The organism is Georgenia daeguensis (genome assembly GCF_039537705.1).
GTDB classification, from domain to species: domain Bacteria; phylum Actinomycetota; class Actinomycetes; order Actinomycetales; family Actinomycetaceae; genus Georgenia; species Georgenia daeguensis.
Window position 1 is genome coordinate 111,008 of record NZ_BAABBA010000012.1, and the last position, 22,175, is coordinate 133,182.

Here is a 22,175-nt window from a genome sequence, read left to right on the forward strand (position 1 = left end):
CGGCCGGCCACCACCACCGCTCACTCATCCTGGAGACCCTCATGGCCGACGTCGCCATCGAGACCACCGACCTGACCAAGTCCTTCGGCACCACCCGGGCCCTCGACGGCTTCTCGCTCTCCGTCCGGACCGGCGAGGTGGCGGGCTTCCTCGGCCCGAACGGCGCCGGGAAGTCCACCACCATCCGCGTCCTGCTCGGGATGCTGCGGGCCGACTCCGGCTCCGCACGGGTCCTGGGCCTGGACCCCTGGGGCGACGCCGTCGCCATCCACCGGCGCATCGCCTACGTCGCCGGGGACACCAGCCTGTGGCCCAACCTCACCGGCGGTGAGGCGATCGACCTGCTCACCCGCATCCACGGCGGCGAGCAGCACCGCCGCCGGCGGGCGGAGCTGCTGGAGCGCTTCGAGCTCGACCCCACCAAGAAGGCCCGCACGTACTCGAAGGGCAACCGGCAGAAGGTCGCCCTCGTGGCCGCGCTCGCCTCCGACGCCGAGCTCTTCCTCCTCGACGAGCCCACCTCCGGCCTCGACCCGCTCATGGAGGCCGTCTTCACCGACGAGGTCCGCCGGCTCCGGGACCAGGGCCGCACGGTCCTGCTCTCCAGCCACATCCTCGCGGAGGTGGAGAAGCTCTGCGACACCGTCACCATCATCCGCGCGGGACGCGACGTGGAGTCGGGCACCCTCGCCCAGCTGCGTCACCTCACCCGCTCCACCGTGACCGCGACGACGACGGCGGACCCGGCGGCCCTCGCCGCCGCCCCCGGCGTCCACGACCTCACCGCGGAGGACGGGTTCCTGCGCCTCGACGTCGACAACGCCCGCGTCAACGACGTCCTGAGGCTCCTGGCCGACGCCGGCGTCGAGAACCTCACGATCGCCCCTCCCTCGCTCGAGGAGCTCTTTCTGCGTCACTACGGCGACGAGATCGCCCCCGCCGAGGAGGTGCCGGCCCGATGACCGCGACGATCGAACGCGTCCCCGCCCGCGCGCCCTCCGGGGGCGCCGGCGCCGACCCGTGGGCGGGGACGGCGGGCCTCCTGCGCCTGTACCTGCGCCTCGACCGCGTCCGCGTCGCCGTCTGGACCCTCGCGGTCGGCGTGCCGGTGGCCGGGTCGGTGGCCTCCCTCGAGGCGACCTACCCGACGGCGGAGTCGCTGCAGGCCCGCGCCGCGCTGCTGTCCAACCCCTCCGCGGTGATGATGACCGGACCGGCGTTCGCCCTCGACGACTACACCTTCGGCGCGATGGTCGCCAACGAGCTCTCCCTGTACCTCCTCGTGACGCTGGCGATCATGAGCGTGCTGCTCGTCGTGCGGCACACCCGCGCCGAGGAGGAGTCCGGGCGCCTGGAGGTCCTGCGGGCGCTGCCCGTGGGTCGTTTCGCCCCGGCGACGGCGGCCCTCGCGACGGTCGCGCTCGCCAACCTCGTGGTGGGCGCCGCGATCACGGCCGCGCTCGTCGGGACGGGCATGGAGGCGCCGAGCTCCCTGGCGCTCGGCGTCGCGGCCGCGCTGACCGGACTGGTCTTCGGGGCCGTCGCCGCCGTGACGGCGCAGCTGACCGAGCACTCCCGGGCGGCCTCCGGCACGGCCCTGGGCGCCCTCGCCGTCGCCTTCCTCGTCCGTGGCGTCGGTGACGTCGTCGACCCGCAGGGGTCGTGGCTCTCGTGGCTGTCACCGCTCGCCTGGGCGCAGCAGACGAGGCTCTACGTGGACCTGCGCTGGTGGCCGCTGGCCCTCTCCGCAGCCGCCACCGTCGTGCTGCTCGTGCTCGCCGTCGTCCTCGCCCAGCGGCGGGACCTCGGTGCCGGTCTGCGCGCGCCGCGGCCGGGGCCGGCGACCGCCTCCGCGGCCCTGCTCTCCCCGGCGGGTCTCGCGCGCCGGCTCCTCTCGGGCTCCTTCCTCGGGTGGACGCTCGGCATGTTCTTCTTCGCCGTCGCCTTCGGGGCGCTGGCCGACTCGCTCGAGGGGATGGTCGACGACATCCCGGACCTCGGCCAGTGGATGACCGTCGATCTCGCCGACCTCACCACCAGCTTCGCCGCCGTGATGCTGTCGTTCCTCGCGCTCGCGCCCGTGGCGTGGGCCGTCGCCGGCGTCCTGCGTCTGCGCGCCGAGGAGGAGGCCGGCCGCGTGGAGGCCATGACGGTCACGGGCAGCTCGCGCCCCGGGCTCCTCGGCGGCTGGCTCGCCGTCGTCGCCGCCGCGTCGGTGGCCATGCTCGTCGTCATCGGGCTGGGCGTCGGTCTCGGGACGGCCGCGGCGACCGGCGAGGTGGCCTGGATCGGCCGGCTGACCGTCGCGTCGCTGGTGTACGTGCCGGCGACCCTGCTCGTCGCCGCGGTCGCCGTCGCCCTCTACGGGCTGGTCCCGCGCGTCGCGGGGCTCTCGTGGGTGCTCGTGGTGTGGGTCGCGCTCGCGCTGTTCCTCGGCTCGCTGCTCGACCTGCCGGGGTGGGCCATGGACCTCTCGCCGCTCACGCACACCCCGCTGGTGCCGTCCGAGGACCTCCGGGCCGCGCCGCTGCTGGTCATGCTTGCGACGGCCGCCGCCCTGGTCGCGGCCGGCTTCGCCGGGCTGCGCCGCCGGGACGTCGTCCCGGGGTAGGGCCCCTACTCGCGGCCGTGCCGCTTGGCGGGGAGCCTGAGCCGCTCGGGGATGCGGTTGCGGTCGTAGGTGATCTCCGTGTACCCGTGGGGCGCCGGGTGACCGTCCGCGCCGAGGTTGACGAAGACGATCTTGTCGATCGTCAGGATGCTCTGCCGGGTGAAGAGGTTGCGCACCTCGGCGCGCATCGTCATCGAGGTGCGGCCGAACGCCGTCGCCCGCAGCCCCATCTCGACGATGTCGCCCTGCTCGGCGGAGCTGACGAAGTTGATCTCGGACATGTACTTGGTGACCACCCGCTCGTTGCCGAGCTGGATCATCACGTAGATCGCCGCCTCCTCGTCGATCCACCGCAGGAGGCTGCCGCCGAACAGGGTGCCGTTGGCGTTGAGGTCCTCGGGCTTGATCCACTTCCGCGTGCGGAAGTTGATCTCGTCGTCGTCCGTGGTCATGGGGTCAGCGTACGGACGGACGAGCCCCGTGGCCGACGCCTCCCGACGGCGGTGCGCGCGCCGGGCGCGGCGCCGGAGGTTCGCCGCCGGGCGTTCCTGCGTACGATCCCGATCAGGGCCGACGACGGGCCGGGGCGAGACCTACGGAGGAATCCACCAGCATGGCTGCCACGCGTGACGCTGCTCGTACCGAGGTGTTCCGGAGGGCGGCCGACACGGCCGACGGCCTCCCGGGAGCCCTCCCGAAGGACGACTCCGTCGTGCTCCTGGAGCGCTACTACCGCGACGTCCTCACCGAGGACCTCCTCGACCAGGAGCCGCGGGACCTGCTCGGCGCGGCCCTCTCCCACCGCGACGCCGCCCACGTGCGCCGCCCGGGCGAGACGATCGTGCGGGTCTTCACCCCCACGCTCGAGCAGGACGGGTGGTCCACCGGGCTGACGGTCATCGAGATCGTCACGGACGACATGCCGTTCCTGGTCGACTCCATCTCGGCGGAGCTCGCCCGGCAGGGGCGGACCATCCGGCTGCTCGTGCACCCCCAGCCGCTGGTGCGGCGCGACGCCCACGGCGCGCTCGTCGAGGTCGTGGGCGAGGGTGAGGGCGGCGCCGCGACTCGCGAGTCCTGGATCCACGTCCACGTCGACCGCGTCGACCAGGCGGAGGAGGAGCGCCAGCCGCTCGCCGTCGCCCTGCGCCGGGTCCTGGCGGACGTGCGCTCCGCCGTCGCCGACTGGCCCCGCATGGAGGCCCGGGCCCGCGACATCTCGGCCCTGCTCCTCCAGGCGCCCCCGAGCGGGGTCGACGAGGAGGAGATCCTGCAGGCCCGGCACCTGCTCGACTGGCTCGTGGCCGGCCAGTTCATCTTCCTGGGCTACCGCGAGTACCGGTTCGAGCGCGGCGAGACGCCCGACGACGCCTCGCTCGAGGCCATCCCGAGCACCGGCCTGGGGCTGCTGCGCGACGAGGACCACCACGGCGGCCCGACGAAGCTCCCGCGCGCCGTCGCCCTGAGGGCGGCGGAGCCGCGCCTGGTGATCATCACCAAGGCCAACTCGCGCTCGACGGTCCACCGCCCCGACTACCTGGACTACATCAGCCTCAAGACCTTCGACGACGACGGCACGGTGGTCGGCGAGCAGCGGTTCCTGGGCCTGTTCACGCCCACCGCCTACAGCTGGTCCGTCCGGGAGGTGCCGTTCGTCTCGACGAAGGTCTCCCAGGTGCTCGCCCGCACCGGCTTCGCACCCGAGAGCCACCTCGGGAAGGATCTGGTCGGGGTCCTGGAGGACTACCCTCGCGACGAGATGTTCCAGAGCGACGTCGACACCCTCACCGACGTCGCCACCGCGGTGGTCCACCTCCAGGAGCGTCCCCGCACGCGCCTGTTCCTGCGCCGCGACCAGTACCAGCGGTTCATGTCCTGCCTGGTCTACCTCGCCCGCGACCGGTACACCCCCGCGGTGGAGCGCCGGGTCGGCGCGCTGCTGAAGCAGGCCTTCCACGGAACGAGCGTGGAGAGCGACGCGCGGGTCTCCGAGTCCACGCTGGCCCAGCTGCACGTCGTGGTCCGGGTGCCGCGCGGCACCCCGCTGCCCGACGTCGACGCCGCCGCGCTGGAGCGCCGCGTGGTCGAGGCGACCCGCACCTGGGAGGAGGACCTCGCCGAGGCCGCCGCCCGCCGCTACGGCGACGAGGGTGCCCGGATGGCCTCGCGGTTCGCCTTCCCAGAGGGGTACAAGGAGGATGTCGACGCGGTCGCGGCCGCCGAGGACCTGCGCCACCTCAGCGCGCTGACGGCGACGTCCCTCGGGCTCCACCTCTACCGGCCGGACGGCGCCGCCGAGGAGGAGCGCCGCCTCAAGCTCTACCGCCGCGGGGAGCTCTCGCTCTCCTCGGTGCTCCCGATCTTCCAGGGCCTCGGCCTCGAGGTGGTGGACGAGCGTCCGCACACGCTCGAGGCGCTCGACGGCGGACGCATCCACGTCTACGACTTCGGGCTGCGGGCGGCCACGCCGCAGGCGTGGGCCGGCGACGAGGAGGAGGTCCGGACGCGACTGCAGGACGCGTTCCTGGCCTCGTGGGAGCGCCGGGCGGAGAGCGACGGGTTCAACGCCCTCGTCCTCCTCGCCGGCCTGACCTGGCGGCAGGTGGTCGTCCTGCGCGCGGCCGCGGCGTACCTGCGCCAGACCGGCTCCATCTTCTCCCGCGAGTACGTGGAGGCGGCCCTGCGGGACAACCCGGCCATCGCCGGGATGCTCGTGGAGCTCTTCGAGACGCGCTTCGACCCCGCGGGCCCGTACGGCGCCGCGGCGGACGAGGCGCGCGCCGCCGCCGAGGAGGAGATCGCCCGGCGCATCGGCAAGGCCCTCGACGACGTCGCCTCCCTGGACCAGGACCGGATCGTCCGCGCGCTGTCGGGGGTCATCCGCTCCACGCTGCGCACGAACTACTACCAGCCCGGCCCCGGGCCGGCCCACGGCGGCGGCGAGCGGACCGGGCAGGAGCCCGGCGCCGAGGCGCACCGGCTGACCGTCGCGTTCAAGATCGACCCGCGCCGCCTGCGGGACCTGCCCGAGCCCCGGCCGATGTTCGAGATCTGGGTGTACAGCCCCCGCGTGGAGGGCGTGCACCTGCGCTTCGGGCCGGTCGCCCGCGGCGGGCTGCGCTGGTCCGACCGGCGCGAGGACTTCCGGACCGAGGTGCTCGGCCTGGTCAAGGCGCAGACCGTGAAGAACGCGGTCATCGTCCCCACCGGCTCCAAGGGCGGCTTCTTCGTCAAGAACCCGCCCGACCCGGCCGTGGACCGGGAGGCGTGGCTCGCCGAGGGCACCGCCGCGTACCGGCTGTTCATCTCCTCGCTCCTCGACGTCACCGACAACATCGTCGGCGGCGACGTCGTCCCGCCGGAGCACGTGGTGCGCCACGACGGCGACGACCCCTACCTCGTCGTCGCCGCGGACAAGGGGACCGCCGCCTTCTCCGACGTCGCCAACGCCGTCTCCCGCGACTACGGCTTCTGGCTCGACGACGCCTTCGCGTCCGGCGGCTCCGCCGGCTACGACCACAAGAAGATGGGGATCACCGCGCGCGGCGCGTGGGAGTCGGTCAAGCGCCACTTCCGCGAGCTGGGGCACGACACGCAGAGCGAGGACTTCACCGTCGTCGGCATCGGGGACATGTCGGGCGACGTCTTCGGCAACGGGATGCTGCTCTCCGAGCACATCCGGCTGGTCGCCGCGTTCGACCACCGTCACGTCTTCCTCGACCCCGACCCGGACGCCGCCACCTCCTTCGCGGAGCGCCGCCGCCTGTTCGAGACGCCCCGCTCGTCCTGGGCCGACTACGACACCGGCCTGATCAGCGAGGGCGGCGGGGTCTACCCCCGCACGGCGAAGTCAGTGCCGGTCAGCGACCAGGTGCGCGCCCGCCTCGGCCTCGACGACGGCGTCACCGAGCTGACGCCCGCCGAGCTCATCCGCGCGGTGCTCAGGGCCCCGGTCGACCTGCTGTGGAACGGCGGGATCGGGACGTACGTCAAGGCGGCCGCGGAGACGAACGAGCAGATCGGGGACCGGTCCAACGACGCGATCCGCGTGGACGGCGCCGAGCTGCGCTGCTCCGTGGTGGGTGAGGGCGGCAACCTCGGCTTCAGCCAGCGCGGGCGCGTGGAGGCGGCCCTGCACGGCGTGCACCTCAACACGGACGCCATCGACAACTCCGCCGGGGTCGACTCCTCCGACCACGAGGTCAACATCAAGATCCTCCTCACCGCCGTTACGCGGGAGGGGCGGATGACCCTGGAGGAGCGCAACGAGCTGCTCGGGTCGATGACGGACGAGGTCGCCGCCCGCGTGCTCCGCCAGAACTACGAGCAGAGCGTGCTGCTGGGCAACGCCCGGCGCCAGCACAACCAGATGGCGGGCGTGCACCGGCGGGCGATCCAGTGGCTGGAGGAGCGCGGCGAGCTCGACCGCGCCCTCGAGTTCCTCCCCGGCGACGCCGAGCTGGCCAGGCGGGCCGAGTCGGGCGGGGGCCTGACCTCGCCGGAGCTCTCGGTCCTCGTCGCCTATGCCAAGCTCTCCCTCAAGGCGAGCCTGGTCGACTCCGACCTGCCCGACGACCCGTGGTTCGAGGCTGAGCTGCGCGGGTACTTCCCGCAGCCGCTGCAGGAGCGGTTCGCGGAGGAGATGCGCGGGCACCGGCTGCGCCGGGAGATCATCGCGACGCGGGTGGCCAACTCGGTGGTCAACCGCGGCGGCACGTCCTTCGTCTACCGGGCCGCCGAGGAGACCGGCGCCGATCCCGCGCAGATCGCCCGGGCGTTCGTCGTCGCCCGGGAGATCTACGGCCTCGCGCCGTTCGTCCGCGCGGTGGAGGAGCTCGACAACGTCGTCCCCACCCACGCGCAGGCCGACCTGTACCTGGAGTTCCGCCGCCTGCTGGACCGGTCGGTGCGCTGGCTCGTCCAGCACCGGCCCGAGGGGATCGACGTGGCGGCCGAGATCCAGCGGTTCGGCGCCGCCGCGCAGACCCTGACGCCGCTCATCCCGGACCTGCTCCGTGGCCGGGCGCTCGCCGACGCGGAGCAGCGCAGCGCGCACCTCGCCGGTGCGGGCGTGCCCGAGGAGCTCGCCCGCCGGTACGGCGCCCTGGTGGAAGAGTTCGCCGTCCTCGACGTCGTCGAGCTGGCGGAGCGCACCGGCCAGCCTCTCGAGGTGGTGGCGGAGATGCGGTTCGCCACGGAGGAGCACTTCGGCATCGGGGCGCTCCTGGCCCGGGTCGGCGCGCTCCCGCGGGAGGGGCGCTGGGACACCCTCGCCCGGGCCGCCGCGCGGGAGGACCTCTACGCGGTCCTCAACACCCTCACCGCGCGGGTCATCGAGGAGACCGACCACGACGGCTCGCCGGACCACCGGCTGCGGGTCTGGGACCGGGCGAACGCCGCCTACCTCGAGCGCGCCCGCTCCGCCGTCGAGGGCGTCAACCACCTCGAGGTGGCCGGGCTGGCGCCGCTGTCCGTGGCGCTGCGCGCCCTGCGGGCCGGGGCGAGGTAGCGGCGCAGGGAGCGTCAGCCGCGGGTGTCGAGAACTCGGCCCTGGTCTCGACCACGGGGCGAGGAGACACTGCAACCACAGGAGGCTGACATGGACACCACCGGCAAGTACCTGCTGCTCATCCACCTCGCCGCGGACGCCCGGCAGGAGTGGGACGCCATGACCCCGGCCGAGCAGGCCGTCGGGCTCGACGCCCACGCCCGCCTGCGCGAGGACCTCGCCGCCAGCGGCGAGCTCGTCGTCGCGGAGGCGCTCGCGGACGGCTCGGCCGCCCGGCAGGTCCGGGTGGTCGACGGACGGATGCAGACCACGGACGGGCCGTTCGGGGAGAGCAAGGAGTTCCTCGCCGGCTTCTACCTGATCGAGTGCGAGAGTCTCGACCGCGCCGCCGAGCACGCCGCGCGCCTGCCCGAGGCCACGGTCGGGCGGGTCGAGGTCCGACCGGTCCTCCAGCTCGGCGGGGGCGAGATGTGACCGACGACGGCGTCGAGGACCTGCTGCGCGAATTGGCGCCGCGGGTCCTCGGCCGCCTCGTGCGTCGCCACGGCGACCTCGCCACGTGCGAGGACGCTGTCCAGGAGGCGCTGCTCGCCGCCGCCGTGCAGTGGCCCGCGGAGGGCCTGCCCGCCAGCCCGCAGGGGTGGCTGACCACGGTCGCCTTGCGGCGTCTCGTCGAGATCGTCCGGAACGAGAGCGCCAGGCGACGACGGGAGGTCGCCGTGGCCGTCGCCGAGCCGGACCCGACACCGCCGGGAGCGTCGGAGGACGACACGCTCGCCCTGCTGTTTCTCTGCTGCCATCCCTCGCTGACCCCGCCGGCCCAGGTGGCGCTCACCCTGCGGGCCGTCGGCGGGCTGACGACGGCGGAGATCGCCCGGGCCCTCCTGGTGCCGGAACCGACGGTGGCGCAGCGGATCAGCCGGGCCAAGCAGCGCATCCGGGCCGCGGGCGCCCGGTTCGAGCTGCCTCCGCCGGAGCAGCTCGGTGAGCGGGTGCGCGCCGTGCTGCAGGTGCTGTACCTCATCTTCAACGAGGGTTACACGGCGAGCGCCGGGCCCGCGCTGCAGCGGGTGGAGCTCGCCGCGGAGGCGATCCGGCTCGCCCGGCAGCTCCACGCCCGGCTGCCGGAGGACGGCGAGGCCGCGGGCCTGCTCGCGCTCATGCTGCTCACCGACGCCCGCCGCCCGGCACGCACGGGGCCCGACGGCGGGCTCGTCCCGCTCGCCGAGCAGGACCGGAGCCGGTGGCTCACCGCCTCGATCGCCGAGGGGGTCGACCTCCTCACGCGCACGCTCGCCTCCGGCCGGCCGGTCGGGCCCTACCAGCTCCAGGCGGCGATCGCGGCGGTGCACGACGAGGCGCCGTCGGCGGCGGAGACCGACTGGCCCCAGGTCCTGGGCCTCTACGACCTCCTGGAGGCCGCGTCGCCGTCGCCGGTCGTGACGCTCAACCGCGCGGTGGCCGTCGCGATGGTCCGTGGTCCGCGCGCCGGGCTCGCGGCGCTCGCCGACGCCGAGGCGGCGCCGGCGGGTCACAGGGTCGACGCCGTCCGGGGCCACCTGCTGGAGCTGGCCGGCGAGCCGGAGGCGGCCCGGGAGCACTACCTGCGCGCCGCCCGCCGGACCCTGAGCATCCCCGAGCGGCGCTACCTCCTCGCCCGTGCCGGCGCGGTCGTGCTAGGCAGGAGGGATGAGTGACATCGAGGACGTGGACCTGCTGGTGATCGGCGGCGGCAAGGCCGGCAAGTCGCTGGCGATGGACCGGGCAAGGGCGGGCTGGCAGGTCGCCATGGTCGAGCGCGACAAGATCGGCGGGACGTGCATCAACGTCGCCTGCATCCCCACGAAGTCGCTCGTCGGCTCCGCCCGCGCACTCCTGGACGCCCGGGGGGCCGGGACCATGGGCGTCGAGGTCGAGGGCGAGCCCAGGATCTCCCTGGAGCGCCTGCGCGAGCACAAGGAGTCGGTCGTCGGCGGCATGGTCGCCGCGCACACGACGATGTTCCCCGCCTCCGGCATGGACTTCCTGATGGGCACCGCCCGGTTCACCGGTGAGCGCACGGTCGAGGTCGCCCTGAACGACGGCGGGACGCGCGTGCTCCGCGGCCGGGACGTCGTCGTCAACACCGGGACCACGCCCGCGGTCCCGCCCGTCGAGGGCATCGAGGCGGCCGGGGTGTGGAACTCCGAGTCGATCCTGCACCTGGAGAAGATCCCGGAGTCGATGATCGTCCTCGGCGGCGGGTACGTCGGGTGCGAGTTCGCCTCGATGTTCGCCGTCTTCGGCACGAAGGTGATCCTGCTGCAGGGCCGCGACCAGATCCTGCCGCGCGAGGATCCCGACGTCGCCGCCGACGTCGCTGACGCCCTCACCGCGCAGGGGGTCGAGCTGCGGCTGGGCGCACGGGCGCGCGCCGTCCGGCGCGGGGCCGGGAGCGTCGTCGTCACCCTGGAGGACGGGTCCGAGGTCCAGGCCGAGGAGCTGCTCGTGGCCACGGGACGGGTGCCGGTCACGGGCGGCCTCGGGCTCGACGCCGCCGGCGTCGAGCTGACCGACAAGGGCTTCGTCGCGGTGGACAACCACCTGCGCACCAGCGCCCACCACGTCTGGGCGGTGGGCGACGTCGCCGGCAGCCCGCAGTTCACCCACGCCTCCTGGCACGACTTCAGGGTGCTCAAGAAGCTTCTGACCGGAGGCGAGGCGGTCACGGACGGCCGGCTCGTGCCGTACACCGTCTTCACGACGCCGGAGCTCGCCCGGGTGGGCCTGACCGAGACGCAGGCACGCGAGCGGGGCCACGACGTGCGCGTGGCCCGGATCGACGTCGCCGCGATCCCGCGCGCCAAGACCCTGCACGAGACCACCGGCAGCTGGAAGGCCGTCGTCGACGCCGCCACCGACCAGATCCTCGGCGTCGCGCTGTTCGGGCCCGGCTCCGGCGAGGTGGTCACCGCCGTGCAGATGGCGATGCTGGGCGGGCTGACCTACCAGCAGGTGCGCGACGCGGTCATCACCCACCCGACGATGGGGGAGGGCCTCAACCTGCTCCTCGACGCGCTGGGCGACTAGCGACGTCCGTCGGTCACAGGCCCTTCTGCCGGCCCTCCTCGGCCGCCTGCTCGAGCTCCTCGTCGGAGAGGATGCGCTCGTCCGGGTCGGCCGTGCCCGTGCCGGCCGTGAAGTGCAGCTTCTCCATGTAGGGGGTCGGCTCGCCACGTCGGTAGCCGGCGAACTCCTTGGCGTAGTAGGTGCGAGCCTCCGCCACCGTCTTGGAACGCACCCGCGGGTTGCTGACCTCACCACCCCGCCGGGAGCGGGCGGCCCTCCTCGTAGCCGGCGGCGGACTGCACCCCGACCCGCGCACGGTGCGCGAACTCGGCGAGGGTGCGGGCACCGGCGTACGTGCAGGAGGACCGCAGGCCGGAGGTGATGACGTCGAGCAGGTCCTCCACGCCCGGGCGGTCGGGGTCGAGGTACATGCGCGAGGCGGAGATGCCCTCCTCGTACAGGGACTTGCGGGCGCGCTCGAAGCCCGACACCCGCCCGGCCGTCCGGGCGGCGACGGCGCGGGCCGAGGCCATCCCGAAGCTCTCCTTGTACATCCGCCCGGTGCCGTCGGTGTGGAGGTCGCCGGGGGACTCGTGGGTGCCGGCGAACCAGGACCCGATCATCACCTGGGACGCCCCGGCCGCCAGGGCGAGGGCGACGTCGCGCGGGTGCCGGACCCCGCCGTCGGCCCACACGTGCCTCCCGAGCTCGCGGGCCGCCTCCGCGCACTCGAGCACCGCGGAGAACTGCGGGCGCCCGACGGCGGTCTGCATGCGGGTGGTGCACATCGCTCCCGGCCCCACGCCCACCTTGACGATGTCGGCGCCCGCGGCCACCAGGTCCCGCACGCCGTCGGCGGTGACCACGTTCCCGGCCGCCACGGGGACCTGGGGGTCCACCGAGCGGACGGCCTCGAGCGCGCGGAGCATCCGCTCCTGGTGCCCGTGCGCGGTGTCGACCACGAGCACGTCCACCCCGGCCTCGAGCAGGGCCCGCGCCTTGCCGGCGACGTCGCCGTTGATCCCGACGGCGGCGCCCACGCGCAGGCGGCCCCGGGCGTCGACGGCGGGTGCGTACACGCTCGAGCGCAGGGCGCCGCGGCGGGAGAGCACGCCGACCAGACGGCCGTCGCGGACCACCGGCGCGAGCTTGAGGCGCGCGTGGGTCAGCTGGTCGAACGCGGCCTCGAGGCCCTCGCGCCCGCGGTCGAGCACGGCGGCGTCGATGGTCCACGGGTCCGCGGACATGACCTGGTGCACCTGGGTGAAGCGGTCGACGTCCTCCCAGTCGGCCTCCGAGATGATCCCGACCGGCCGCCCGTCCTCGACCACCACGACCGCGCCGTGGGAGCGCTTCCCGATCAGGGACAGGGCCGTGTGCACCGTGTCGTGCGGGCCGACGGTCACCGGCGTCTCGATGACAGTGTCCTTCGCCTTGACGTCGGCGACCACGTCGGCCACGACGTCGGTGGGCACGTCCTGCGGGAGGATCGTGATCCCGCCGCGGCGCGCGACGGTCTCGGACATCCGCCGGCCGGCCACCGCCGTCATGTTCGCGACGACGACGGGGATCGTCGTGCCCGTGCCGTCCGTCGTCGTCAGGTCGACGTCGAAGCGGGACGGGACGTCCGACCGTGACGGGACGAGGAAGACGTCGGCGTAGGTCAGGTCGGTGGTGGGCTGGTGCCCGGGCAGGAAGCGCATGCGCCCATTGTCCGCGCCTCCCCGCGGCGCGCTCACCCGTACCATCGTCACGCCCACGGGCCACCACGACGGGAGCGACGATGACGAGCACGCCCACAGCGACCAGACGCCCGCGCGCGGCGGAGGTCGCGCGGATCGCGGCGCTGCGTGCCGCCTTCGGGGGACTCGACGCCGTCGCCCCCTCGCTCGGGGCGCGGTGGGCGCTGCGCGTGTGGTGCACGCTGCCCGCCAACGGCGGGCGCCGCCGGGACGAGCGGCCCGGCGCCGGCGAGCGGTCCACGGTGGAGCTGCCCGGGGGGCGCACCGTCGCCGTCGAGACCTGGGGTGCGGGCGACCCCGTCTACCTCGTGCACGGCTGGGGCGGCTGGCGGGGCCAGCTCGGCGCCTTCGTCGCCCCGCTCGTCGACGCCGGACGGCGAGTGGTCGGGTTCGACGCGCCGAGCCACGGCGAGTCCGGGCCCGGTGCCCTCGGGCGGGGGCGCGGCACCGCCGTCGAGATGGCGGAGGCGCTCGCGGCCGTCGCGAGGCGGCACGGGGCGCCGGGCGCCGTCGTCGCCCACTCCCTCGGCTGCACGACGACGGCGCTCGCCCTCGCGGACGGGATGCCCACGGGCCGCCTCGCGCTCGTCGCGCCCAGCGCCGACGTGGTGGCGATGACCGGCCAGCTCGCCCGCACCCTGGGGTACGGCGAGCGGACCCGGCGGCGCTTCGACGTGCGCTTCGAGGAGCTCGCGGGCCGCCCGCTGGCGGACTTCGACCTCACCCGGACGCCGGCCGCCGCGCCGACGCTCGTGGTCCACGACCGGCACGACAAGGAGGTGCCGTACGCCGAGAGCGTGCGTATCGCCGAGGCGTGGCCCGCCGCCACGCTGATGACCACCGAGGGGCTCGGTCACCAGCGCATCCTGCGCGATCCCGCGGTGGTCGCGCGCGTGACCGATTTCGTCACCGGCGACCGCCCGGCCGGCGGTGGTTCTGCGGCACAGTAGGGGCATGCGCACCATCGGGCTGATCGGCGGGATGAGCTGGTACTCCTCGGCCGAGTACTACCGCGTGATCAACGCCGAGGTGCAGCGCCGGCTCGGCGGGCACCACTCCGCGGAGCTGGTGATGGTCTCCCTCGACTTCGACGTGATCCGGGCGTGCCAGGTCGCCGGCGACTGGGCGCGCGCCGGTGAGGTCCTCGCGGACGCCGGGCGCCGGCTGGAGCGGGCCGGCGCCGACGTCGTCCTCATCGGCACCAATCTCATGCACAAGGTGGCGGAGGACGTCGAGACCGCCATCGGCGTGCCGCTGCTGCACATCGGTGACGCCGTGGGCCGGGCCGCCGTCGCGGGCGGGCACCGCACGGTCGGGATCCTCGGCACGAGGTGGGTGATGAGCGAGCCGTTCTACGCCGACCGGCTCGCGCGCCACGGCGTCCGCGTCGTGGTCCCGCCCGAGGAGGAGCGGGGCATGATCGACCAGATCATCTTCGACGAGCTCACCCGGGGGATCGTCTCGGACGTCTCCCGGCGGCGGTACGTCCGGGTGCTCGAGGGGCTCAGGGCCGCCGGGGCGGACGCCGTGGTGCTGGCCTGCACGGAGATCGAGCTGCTCATCGGGCCCGAGGACAGCCCGCTGCCGGTGATCGACTCCATGCGTGCCCACGCGCTGCACGCCGTGGAGGCCGCCCTGGAGGACGCGGACGTCAGCGGTCCGTGATTGGCTCGTGCCATGAGCACGACGGCGCCGGGGTACGACCCGGCCTTCCTCGGGGTGCCGGTCCCGGTGCCGTCGCCGGCGGGGGAGAGCCACGTGCTCGGCTACACCCACTTCACCGTCGTCCTGGACCCGGCCCGGCGCCTCGCCGTGGTGACCGCCGTGAACGTCGACGGAGCGGCGCTGCGTGAGGTACCGCGGGGCGACGACTGGCGGCTCGACCCCCGGGTGCCCGCGGAGGACCAGGCCGGCGAGGAGCTGTACGCCGGCAACGACCTCGACCGCGGCCACCTCGTCCGCCGTCGCGACCCCGTCTGGGGCGAGGCGGGGGTGGCGCGCCGGGCGAGCTCGGAGACGTTCCACTACACGAACGCGGCGCCGCAGGCCGCCGGGTTCAACCAGTCCCGGGAGCTGTGGCTCGGGCTCGAGGACCACGTGCTCGAGCACGCCCGGGCGCACCGGCTGCGCCTGAGCGTCCTCACGGCGCCCGTGCTCGCCGACGACGACCCGGTCTACCGGGGCGTGGCGATCCCGCAGCAGTTCTGGAAGGTCGTGGCCTGGACGACGACGGAGCCCCGGGGCGTACCGGGGGAGGAGGCGCCGGACGGGCGCTCGCTCGCCGCTGCCGCCTTCGTCCTCGACCAGCGGCCGCAGCTCGCGGAGATCGACCTCTCCGCGGCCCGTGCCCGGGCCGCCCGCGAGGGCCGGCCGCCCCCGCTGGGTCCGTTCCGGACGTTCCAGGTGCCGGTGCGCGACGTCGAGGACCTGACCGGCCTGGACCTCGGCCCTCTCGTGGCGGCCGACCGGCTCCCGGTCGGCCCCGCACCTGCCGCGCGACGGCTCGAGCTGCACGACCTGCACGCGATCAGGCTCTGACCTGGTCCCGCACCCGGCCCACCGACACCGAGGAGACCGCGCTTGCACACCGACACCTACGCCGTCCTGCGCCACCGCGAGCCTGTGCCGCTGTCCGTGCGCTCTCCCGCGGCGTCGGCGCGGTCCCTGGGGGACGGAGTCGTCGCGTTGCCGGAGGTGGACGTCGCCCGGCTCAGCAAGGACGAGCTCCGCGAGGTCGCCGGCCACCCGGAGGTGCGCGCGGTCGCACCCGTGATGCCGACCCGTCTGATCTTCCCGGTGGCGAAGCCCCGGGCGGTGACCGCCGTCGAGGCGGGGCCCGCCTGGGGCGTCGCCGCGGTCGGCGCCGACAGGTCCCTGCGCACCGGCGCGGGGGTGACGGTGGCCGTCCTGGACACCGGGATCGACGTGGCCCACCCGGCGTTCGCCGGCGCGACGGTGGTGGAGGAGGACTTCACCGGGAGCGGCAACGGTGACGTGCAGGGCCACGGGACGCACTGCGCAGGCACGGTGCTCGGCCGGGACGTCGACGGTGCGCGTATCGGGGTCGCGCCCGGTGTCGGCCGTGTGCTGGCGGGCAAGGTGCTCGGCGACGACGGCAGCGGCGACTCCACGATGCTCTTCAACGGGATCCAGTGGGCGCTGCGCGAGGGGGCGCACGTGATCTCCATGTCCCTCGGGTTCGACTTCCCGGGGCTGGTCCAGCGACTGGTGGACGACGGCTGGCCCGCGGACCTGGCGACGTCGGCGGCGTTGGAGGGCTACCGGGCGAACCTGCGGATGTTCGACGCGGGGTGCGGTGGTGGTCGCCGCCGCGGGGAACGAGAGCCGGCGCGACGAGGACCCAGACCTCGAGATCGCCGCCTCCCTGCCCGCCGCCGCGGACGGGATCGTCTCGGTGGGCGCACTCGGCAGGGGGCCGGACGGGTTCGTGGTCGCGCCGTTCTCCAACACGTTCCCGCAGGTGGCGGCGCCCGGGGTCGACGTGGTCTCGGCCCCAGCGCGGCGGCGGCCTCTCGAGCCTCAGCGGGACGAGCATGGCCGCTCCTCACGTGGCCGGCGTCGCGGCGCTGTGGTGGGAGGAGGCCCTCACCACCGCCCTGCCCGGGACCGCCGCCACCGTGACCGCTCGGCTGCTGGCGAACAGCGACATCACTGCCCTCGCCCCGGGAGTAGAGGTGGCCGACCGCGGCGTCGGCATCGTGCGCGCCCCGTGACCGCTCGAGCCGGGCCAGGGCGTGCAGTCGCACGGGACGGTGACGCACAATGGCTTCTCCCAGACCCAGGAGGACCCCTTGCGTCACCGCTCCCTGCTCGCCGCCGCCGGCGTCTCGCTCACCCTGCTGCTGGGTGCCTGCTCGGCCGAGGACGTCCCCGAGGAGGTCCGCCAGTCCGCCTCCGACGTCGTCGAGGGTCTCGGCGACTCCGCCGAGGAGGCGCGCACGGCGCTCGAGGGTGCCGCCGACGAGGCGCGCTCCGCAGCGGAGGACGCTCGCTCGCAGCTGGAGGGCCTGGACCCCGAGGCGCGCTCCGCCGTCGAGGACGCCGTCGGCTCCGCGCAGGAGGCGGTCCAGGACGCGGAGGCGGCGCTCTCCGGGACCGGGGCCGAGGCCGAGGCCGCCAAGGAGGAGGCGCGGACCGCGCTGGAGGACGCCAGGACCAAGCTGGAGCAGGCCTCTGAGCAGGCGGACGGGTCGGTGCGCGGGGCGCTCGACGAGCTCTCCGCGAAGATCGACGAGCTGCGCGCCCAGCTCGACCAGGGCTGACCGGCGCACGTGCCGGCAGTCCCGCCCGGAGGCCTCGGAGCCGCTTAGGTCCTGTGCCGCACGCGGTGAGAGGATCGGGGCAGCATCCCGACCCGAGCGTGGAGGTTCTGACGATGGCACTGCCCTACGACGACGACCCGAAGTTCGCCGCGTACGCCCACCCCGAGCGGCTGGTGAGCACCGACTGGCTCGCCCGGAACCTCGGGACGGACGGGCTCGTCGTCGTCGAGAGCGACGAGGACGTGCTGCTGTACGAGACCGGCCACATCCCCGGGGCCGTGAAGGTGGACTGGCACCTCGACCTCAACGACCCGGTCGCGCGGGACTACGTCGACGGCGAGGGCTTCGCGAAGCTCATGTCGGCCAAGGGCGTCACGCGTGAGAGCACGGTGGTGCTCTACGGCGACAAGAACAACTGGTGGGCGGCGTACGCCCTGTGGGTCTTCACGCTCTTCGGGCACCCGGACGTGCGCCTGCTCGACGGCGGGCGGGCCAAGTGGCAGGCCGAGGGTCGCGAGATGGTCACGGAGACCCCCACGCCCGCCGCGACCGAGTACCCGGTGGTCGAGCGCGACGACACCCGAATCCGTGCCTACAAGGACGACGTTCTGGAGTTCCTCGGCGGCCAGCTCGTCGACGTCCGCTCAATCCCCGAGTACACGGGCGAGCGCACGCACATGCCCGACTACCCGCAGGAGGCCAGCCTGCGCGGCGGCCACATCCCGGGCGCGCGGTCGGTGCCGTGGGCGCGGGCCGCGAACGAGGACGGCACCTTCAAGGACCGTGACGCGCTCGCGGCGATCTACGAGCAGGAGCAGGGCCTGACCCCGCGCGAGCCGGTGATCGCGTACTGCCGCATCGGCGAGCGGTCGAGCCACACCTGGTTCGTGCTCGAGCACCTGCTCGGCTTCGAGAACGTGCGCAACTACGACGGCTCGTGGACGGAGTGGGGCAACGCCGTGCGCGTGCCGATCGCCGTCGGCGAGGAGCCCGGGGAGGTGCCCGCCCGATGACCACGACCACCGAGGGCCTGCCCGCCGCCTTCGCGGCGATCGTCGAGGACTTCAACGCCGTCGGCGCTCCCGACCGGCTGCAGATGCTGCTGGAGTTCAGCCGCAACCTGCCGGCCCTGCCCGAGCGCTACGCCGAGCACCCCGAGCTCCTCGAGCCGGTGCCGGAGTGCCAGTCGCCGATCTTCGTCGTCGCGGAGGTCGACGGCACGGGCGGTGACGCGATCGTCCACCTGCATTTCCAGGCGCCCCAGGAGTCGCCCACCACCAGCGGATTCGCCGGCATCCTGCACGAGGGCCTCGACGGGCTGACGGCCGCCGAGGTGCTGGCCGTGCCCGCAGACGTCTCCGACCGGCTCGGGCTGGCGCAGGCCGTGAGCCCGCTGCGCCTGCGGGGGATGGCCGGCATGCTCGGCCGGATCAAGCGGCAGGTGCGGGAGAAGTCTGCCGCCTGACCCGACCCGTCGTCGCCCGCTCGGCCTCAGCCGGTGGGAGGCACGTTCTGGTTGAGCCGGAACAGGTTCCCCGGGTCGTATCGCCGTTTCGCCTCGACCAGTCGGTCCCAGGTCGCGCCCGGGTACGCGGCGCGCACGCGCTCCGGCCCCTCGCGCCCGAGGAAGTTCACGTAGGCGGCGCCGTCGAGCATGCCCGACGCCTCCTCGAGCCACCGCTCCTGCCGGGCGCGGTCCTCGGGGCCGTCGCAGAACGCCACCAGCATGAGCATCATCGGCTGGTCCCGGTGCGCGAAGGCGGTCTCGGCGGCGTCGACCCGGGCCGCCGCACCGCCGAGCACCCTGATCTGGACGATCCGGGCCGACCCCGGCGTCGCCACCGCTTCCGCGAGGGCCGACGCCTCCTGTGCGCCGATACGGCGGGCGAAGCCGCCTCGGGAGACGACCTCGGGCATCGGGCCCGCCTCCTCGCCCTGGAAGATGTCCGGGTAGCGCATCGGCCGGACGAGGTCGGCGTACGGCTCGGCGAGGCTCCGGAACGATTCCAGCGTCCGTCGGGCCGCCTCGAGCGGGCCTGTGTGGACCAGTTGCGCCATCAGGACCGGGCGGCCGTGGACCTCGGCGGGCACGAACGGCAGCGGCGGGCACGGCATGAGGTTGGCGATGGTGCTCAGCTCGTCCGGGGCGGCCGTCGCCAGGCGGACGAAACCCTCGATCACCTCGGCGGTGGCCGGGAGGACCAGCATGCCGCCGAGCACCTCGTCGACGGGGTGCAGGCGGAAGGTCAGGCGGGTGACCACGCCGACGTTTCCGCCGCCGCCGCGGACCGCCCAGAAAAGGTCCTCGTGGTGGTCCGTGTCCGCCTCCAGCACGGTGCCGTCCGCGGTGACGACCTCCGCGGCCAGGAGCGAGTCGATCGTGAGGCCGTACCGGCGGGTGAGGAGGCCCATCCCGCCGCCGACGGTGATGCCGCCGATGCCGACGGACCCGGTGTCGCCGAAGCCGGTGGCGAGCCCGTGGCGGCCGACCGCCTCGTTGTACTCGCCCGCGGTCAGCCCGGGCTGCACCCGGGCGGTCCTGCGCTCGAGGTCGACCTCCAGCTCCTTCATCTCCCCGAGGTCGAGGAGGATGCCGCCGTCCGTGGTGCTGTGGCCGGCGCCGCTGTGCCCGCCGCTGCGCACGGCCAGCTCGAGCCCGCTCTCGCGCGCCGCCGCGACAGCCTGGACGACATCGGCGGTGCTCCGCGCCCGGACGATCACCGCCGGCCTGGCGTCCGGGGCGCCGGCTGGGGTCGTGCGGAGCGTCTCGTAGTCGGTCTCGTCGGGCGCGATCACGCGGCCGGCGACGTGCTGGCGCAGACGCTCGGTGACGTCCGCCGTTATCAAGGGATTCATGGGGTCCTCGTCCGTCGTCGGGGTGTGCTGGGCGGCCCTGGATCGACGCGCCGCGATGTCCTCGAGCGGCGCGGTGTGACGCCGATACGGTAGGAGCCGCCGCGCCCGCCACGGAAGGGAATTTCTCGTGCCCGTCCACCCGCCGATCGAGCCCTACCAGACGGGGATGCTCGACGTCGGCGACAGGCACCGCCTCTACTGGGAGGTGTCAGGCAACCCGGCAGGCCGCCCCGTCGTCGTGCTGCACGGCGGGCCCGGCTCGGGCAGCCGGCCGGGCTGGCGTCAGTGGTTCGACCCGGAGGTCTTCCGGATCGTCCAGCTGGACCAGCGCAACAGCGGCCGCAGCGTGCCGCACGCGAGCGAGCCTGAGGTCGACCTCTCCACGAACACCACGGCGCACCTGATCGCCGACCTCGAGCAGCTGCGCGAGCACCTTGAGATCGACCGGTGGCTCATCCTCGGCCTCTCGTGGGGCACCACGCTCGGGCTCGCCTACGCCGAGCAGCACCCCGACCGGGTCGCCGGCATGGTGCTGATCTCCGTGACGACGACGACCCACGCCGAGGTCGACTGGCTCACGCGTGCGATGGGTCGGGTGTTCCCCGAGGCGTGGGAGAGGTTCTGCGACGGCGTGCCCGAGGGCGAACGTGACGGGAACCTCGCGGCGGCCTACAGCCGCCTCCTTCACGACGCCGACCCCGAGGTCCGTGACCGTGCCGCCCGGGCCTGGTGCGAGTGGGAGGACACGCACGTGGCCACCCACCCGGGGCATCGCCCGCACCGTGGCTTCGAGGACCCTGCCTTCCGGCTCGCCTTCGCGCGCGTCGTGACGCACTACTTCGCCAATGCCGCCTTCCTCGACGACGGGGCGCTCCTGCGTGACGCCGGGCGGCTGGCCGGGATACCGGGAGTCCTCGTCACGGGGCGCCTCGACATCTCCGGGCCGGCCGACACCGCCTGGCACCTGCACCGGGCGTGGCCGGGCAGCGAGCTGTGGATCGTGGAGGGGTCCGGGCACGGGGCGACTGGGGAGGCGATCGAGGCGGCCATCGAGCGCTTCCGCTGAGCGCTCCCGTCATCTGTGGGTTCTTCTGCCGAGGAGTGTCCCAGCCCCGCCCCGCATGGCGGCCCAGTGATCGTCCCCTCGGCGCTTTACATCGTTTGTGCAGGTCAGGCACCTGTAGGCCGCGATGTCAGAGGGTTGCCCTAGCGTAGTACTCATGTTCGAAAGTGCGCGGGGTCGTGGGGGCGGGTGGTGCTGCCCGGAGGACGGGTGGCGTGGGCCGTGCTCGCACTTGCGTGCGCTGGCGGGTGCGGTGGGGGTGGAGGAGCGGCTGGCGCGGGCCCGGGAGCTGTCGAGCGTGGGGCTGCAGGGTCTTGGTGTGCTGCTGGAGGCGGGTGACCCGTGGGCGCAGGGGGTGCTGGAGGAGCTGCTGGGCCCGGACGACGAGCCCGCGACCGGGCCGGTGGCGTCGGACGACGTGGAGGGGTCTGCGGTGCTGGCCGGGCTGGCGCCGGCGGGGTTCACCCGGACGAGCGCGCTGCCGGCCGAGGAGCCTGCTGTCGCCGACGCCGACGCCGACGCCGACGCCGACGCCGACGCCGCCGACGTCGAGGCCGTCACCGACGCCGACGCCGGGGCCGCCGAGGCGGCCGGTGACGGTGCGGGGGCGCCGGATCCTGAGGGGTTTGTGGGTGGTGGTCCGGCGTGGTCGCGGGCGTTGCGGCGGCGGGTGTCGGAGGTCTTCGACCCGGCGGTGGCGGGTGGGGGTGTCGGCGGCCTGGGGGTCGGGGTGGGGGTGCTGGCGGGGATGCGTGGGGGTGCGGACCTGGCGGCGGTGCTGACCGGCACGGAGGTGTCGAGGCTGGGGCGGGTCGCGGGGATCGAGGTCCTCGCGGCGCACCGGCGGGTCCAGGCGTGGGCGGCGGGGCGGGCGGCGCTGGCGGCGGCCGGGCTGGCGGACACCGCTACCTGGTACGACCATCCGCGCCTGGCCGAGCCGGTGGACGTCACGGGGGAGGAGATCGCGATGCGGCTGGCGGTCTCGCGGCAGGAGGCCCGCACGCTGGTCCGGGTCGGGCAGGGCCTGACCCGGCGGTTCCGGGACACCGCGGCGGCGCTGGAG

General features: G+C 74.3%; 19 protein-coding genes and 1 pseudogene. 16 read left to right on the forward strand and 4 right to left on the reverse strand.

Annotation, left to right across the window (positions count from 1 at the left end):
* Nucleotides 1–41 precede the first annotated feature (41 nt).
* The gene (locus tag ABD774_RS13085; RefSeq protein ID WP_345041887.1) at nucleotides 42–962 is read left to right on the forward strand and encodes an ABC transporter ATP-binding protein; all 921 of its coding nucleotides are present in this window, start codon (nucleotides 42–44) and stop codon (nucleotides 960–962) included.
* Nucleotides 959–2,611, forward strand: a complete 1,653-nt coding sequence (locus tag ABD774_RS13090; RefSeq protein WP_345041889.1) for an ABC transporter permease — start codon at nucleotides 959–961, stop codon at nucleotides 2,609–2,611. The genes ABD774_RS13085 and ABD774_RS13090 overlap by 4 nt, the downstream gene beginning before the upstream one ends.
* A gap of 5 nt (nucleotides 2,612–2,616) precedes the next feature.
* Here the strand turns inward: ABD774_RS13090 and ABD774_RS13095 are convergent, their stop codons facing one another.
* On the reverse strand, nucleotides 2,617–3,063 hold the full coding sequence (locus ABD774_RS13095) for an acyl-CoA thioesterase (RefSeq protein ID WP_345041891.1): 447 nt from the start codon (nucleotides 3,061–3,063) through the stop codon (nucleotides 2,617–2,619).
* Between the two features lie 161 nt (nucleotides 3,064–3,224).
* Between ABD774_RS13095 and ABD774_RS13100 the strand changes: the two genes are divergently transcribed.
* From ABD774_RS13100 to ABD774_RS13115, 4 genes are all read left to right on the forward strand, one after another.
* Entirely contained in the window at nucleotides 3,225–8,120 is a 4,896-nt protein-coding gene (locus ABD774_RS13100) for an NAD-glutamate dehydrogenase (protein WP_345041894.1), read from the forward strand.
* Nucleotides 8,121–8,210: 90 nt separating this feature from the next.
* Nucleotides 8,211–8,594: a YciI family protein gene (locus tag ABD774_RS13105; protein WP_345041896.1), complete on the forward strand. Its 384-nt coding sequence runs from the start codon at nucleotides 8,211–8,213 to the stop codon at nucleotides 8,592–8,594.
* Nucleotides 8,591–9,817: an RNA polymerase sigma factor gene (locus tag ABD774_RS13110; RefSeq protein WP_345041898.1), complete on the forward strand. Its 1,227-nt coding sequence runs from the start codon at nucleotides 8,591–8,593 to the stop codon at nucleotides 9,815–9,817. The genes ABD774_RS13105 and ABD774_RS13110 overlap by 4 nt, the downstream gene beginning before the upstream one ends.
* Complete coding sequence (locus ABD774_RS13115) at nucleotides 9,810–11,189, forward strand: dihydrolipoyl dehydrogenase family protein (RefSeq protein WP_345041900.1); 1,380 nt, start codon at nucleotides 9,810–9,812, stop codon at nucleotides 11,187–11,189. The genes ABD774_RS13110 and ABD774_RS13115 overlap by 8 nt, the downstream gene beginning before the upstream one ends.
* A 13-nt stretch (nucleotides 11,190–11,202) precedes the next feature.
* On the opposite strand, the gene ABD774_RS13120 is transcribed toward ABD774_RS13115, so the two are convergent.
* Together ABD774_RS13120 and guaB1 are read right to left on the reverse strand one after the other, a co-directional pair.
* Nucleotides 11,203–11,400, reverse strand: a complete 198-nt coding sequence (locus ABD774_RS13120) for a hypothetical protein (RefSeq protein WP_345041903.1) — start codon at nucleotides 11,398–11,400, stop codon at nucleotides 11,203–11,205.
* Between the two features lie 16 nt (nucleotides 11,401–11,416).
* Nucleotides 11,417–12,871 (reverse strand): GMP reductase, encoded by a 1,455-nt coding sequence (gene guaB1, locus ABD774_RS13125; RefSeq protein WP_345041905.1) that lies wholly within the window; start codon nucleotides 12,869–12,871, stop codon nucleotides 11,417–11,419.
* 80 nt (nucleotides 12,872–12,951) lie between these two features.
* On the opposite strand from guaB1, the gene ABD774_RS13130 reads away from it, so the two are divergent.
* The 8 genes from ABD774_RS13130 (at nucleotide 12,952) to ABD774_RS13165 (ending at nucleotide 18,658) form a co-directional block, all read left to right on the forward strand.
* Nucleotides 12,952–13,860 (forward strand): alpha/beta fold hydrolase, encoded by a 909-nt coding sequence (locus ABD774_RS13130; protein WP_345041907.1) that lies wholly within the window; start codon nucleotides 12,952–12,954, stop codon nucleotides 13,858–13,860.
* A gap of 4 nt (nucleotides 13,861–13,864) precedes the next feature.
* Nucleotides 13,865–14,575 (forward strand): aspartate/glutamate racemase family protein, encoded by a 711-nt coding sequence (locus ABD774_RS13135; RefSeq protein ID WP_345041909.1) that lies wholly within the window; start codon nucleotides 13,865–13,867, stop codon nucleotides 14,573–14,575.
* A gap of 12 nt (nucleotides 14,576–14,587) precedes the next feature.
* Nucleotides 14,588–15,448, forward strand: a complete 861-nt coding sequence (locus ABD774_RS13140) for a DNA/RNA non-specific endonuclease (RefSeq protein ID WP_345041911.1) — start codon at nucleotides 14,588–14,590, stop codon at nucleotides 15,446–15,448.
* Nucleotides 15,449–15,490: 42 nt separating this feature from the next.
* Entirely contained in the window at nucleotides 15,491–16,552 is a 1,062-nt protein-coding gene (locus ABD774_RS13145) for a S8 family serine peptidase (protein WP_345041914.1), read from the forward strand.
* Complete coding sequence (locus ABD774_RS13150) at nucleotides 16,480–16,644, forward strand: hypothetical protein (protein ID WP_345041917.1); 165 nt, start codon at nucleotides 16,480–16,482, stop codon at nucleotides 16,642–16,644. The genes ABD774_RS13145 and ABD774_RS13150 overlap by 73 nt, the downstream gene beginning before the upstream one ends.
* Nucleotides 16,645–16,683: 39 nt before the next feature.
* Complete coding sequence (locus ABD774_RS13155; protein ID WP_345041920.1) at nucleotides 16,684–17,193, forward strand: hypothetical protein; 510 nt, start codon at nucleotides 16,684–16,686, stop codon at nucleotides 17,191–17,193.
* 113 nt (nucleotides 17,194–17,306) lie between these two features.
* Nucleotides 17,307–18,206, forward strand: coding sequence for a sulfurtransferase (locus ABD774_RS13160; RefSeq protein WP_345041922.1), 900 nt, complete (start codon nucleotides 17,307–17,309; stop codon nucleotides 18,204–18,206).
* On the forward strand, nucleotides 18,203–18,658 hold the full coding sequence (locus ABD774_RS13165; protein WP_345041924.1) for a SufE family protein: 456 nt from the start codon (nucleotides 18,203–18,205) through the stop codon (nucleotides 18,656–18,658). The genes ABD774_RS13160 and ABD774_RS13165 overlap by 4 nt, the downstream gene beginning before the upstream one ends.
* Nucleotides 18,659–18,684: 26 nt before the next feature.
* Here the strand turns inward: ABD774_RS13165 and ABD774_RS13170 are convergent, their stop codons facing one another.
* Entirely contained in the window at nucleotides 18,685–20,049 is a 1,365-nt protein-coding gene (locus ABD774_RS13170) for an FAD-binding oxidoreductase (RefSeq protein ID WP_345041927.1), read from the reverse strand.
* A gap of 127 nt (nucleotides 20,050–20,176) precedes the next feature.
* On the opposite strand from ABD774_RS13170, the gene pip reads away from it, so the two are divergent.
* Together pip and ABD774_RS13180 are read left to right on the forward strand one after the other, a co-directional pair.
* The gene (gene pip, locus ABD774_RS13175) at nucleotides 20,177–21,115 is read left to right on the forward strand and encodes a prolyl aminopeptidase (RefSeq protein ID WP_345041929.1); all 939 of its coding nucleotides are present in this window, start codon (nucleotides 20,177–20,179) and stop codon (nucleotides 21,113–21,115) included.
* A gap of 256 nt (nucleotides 21,116–21,371) precedes the next feature.
* A pseudogene (locus ABD774_RS13180) lies at nucleotides 21,372–22,175 on the forward strand (hypothetical protein); the annotation flags it as partial.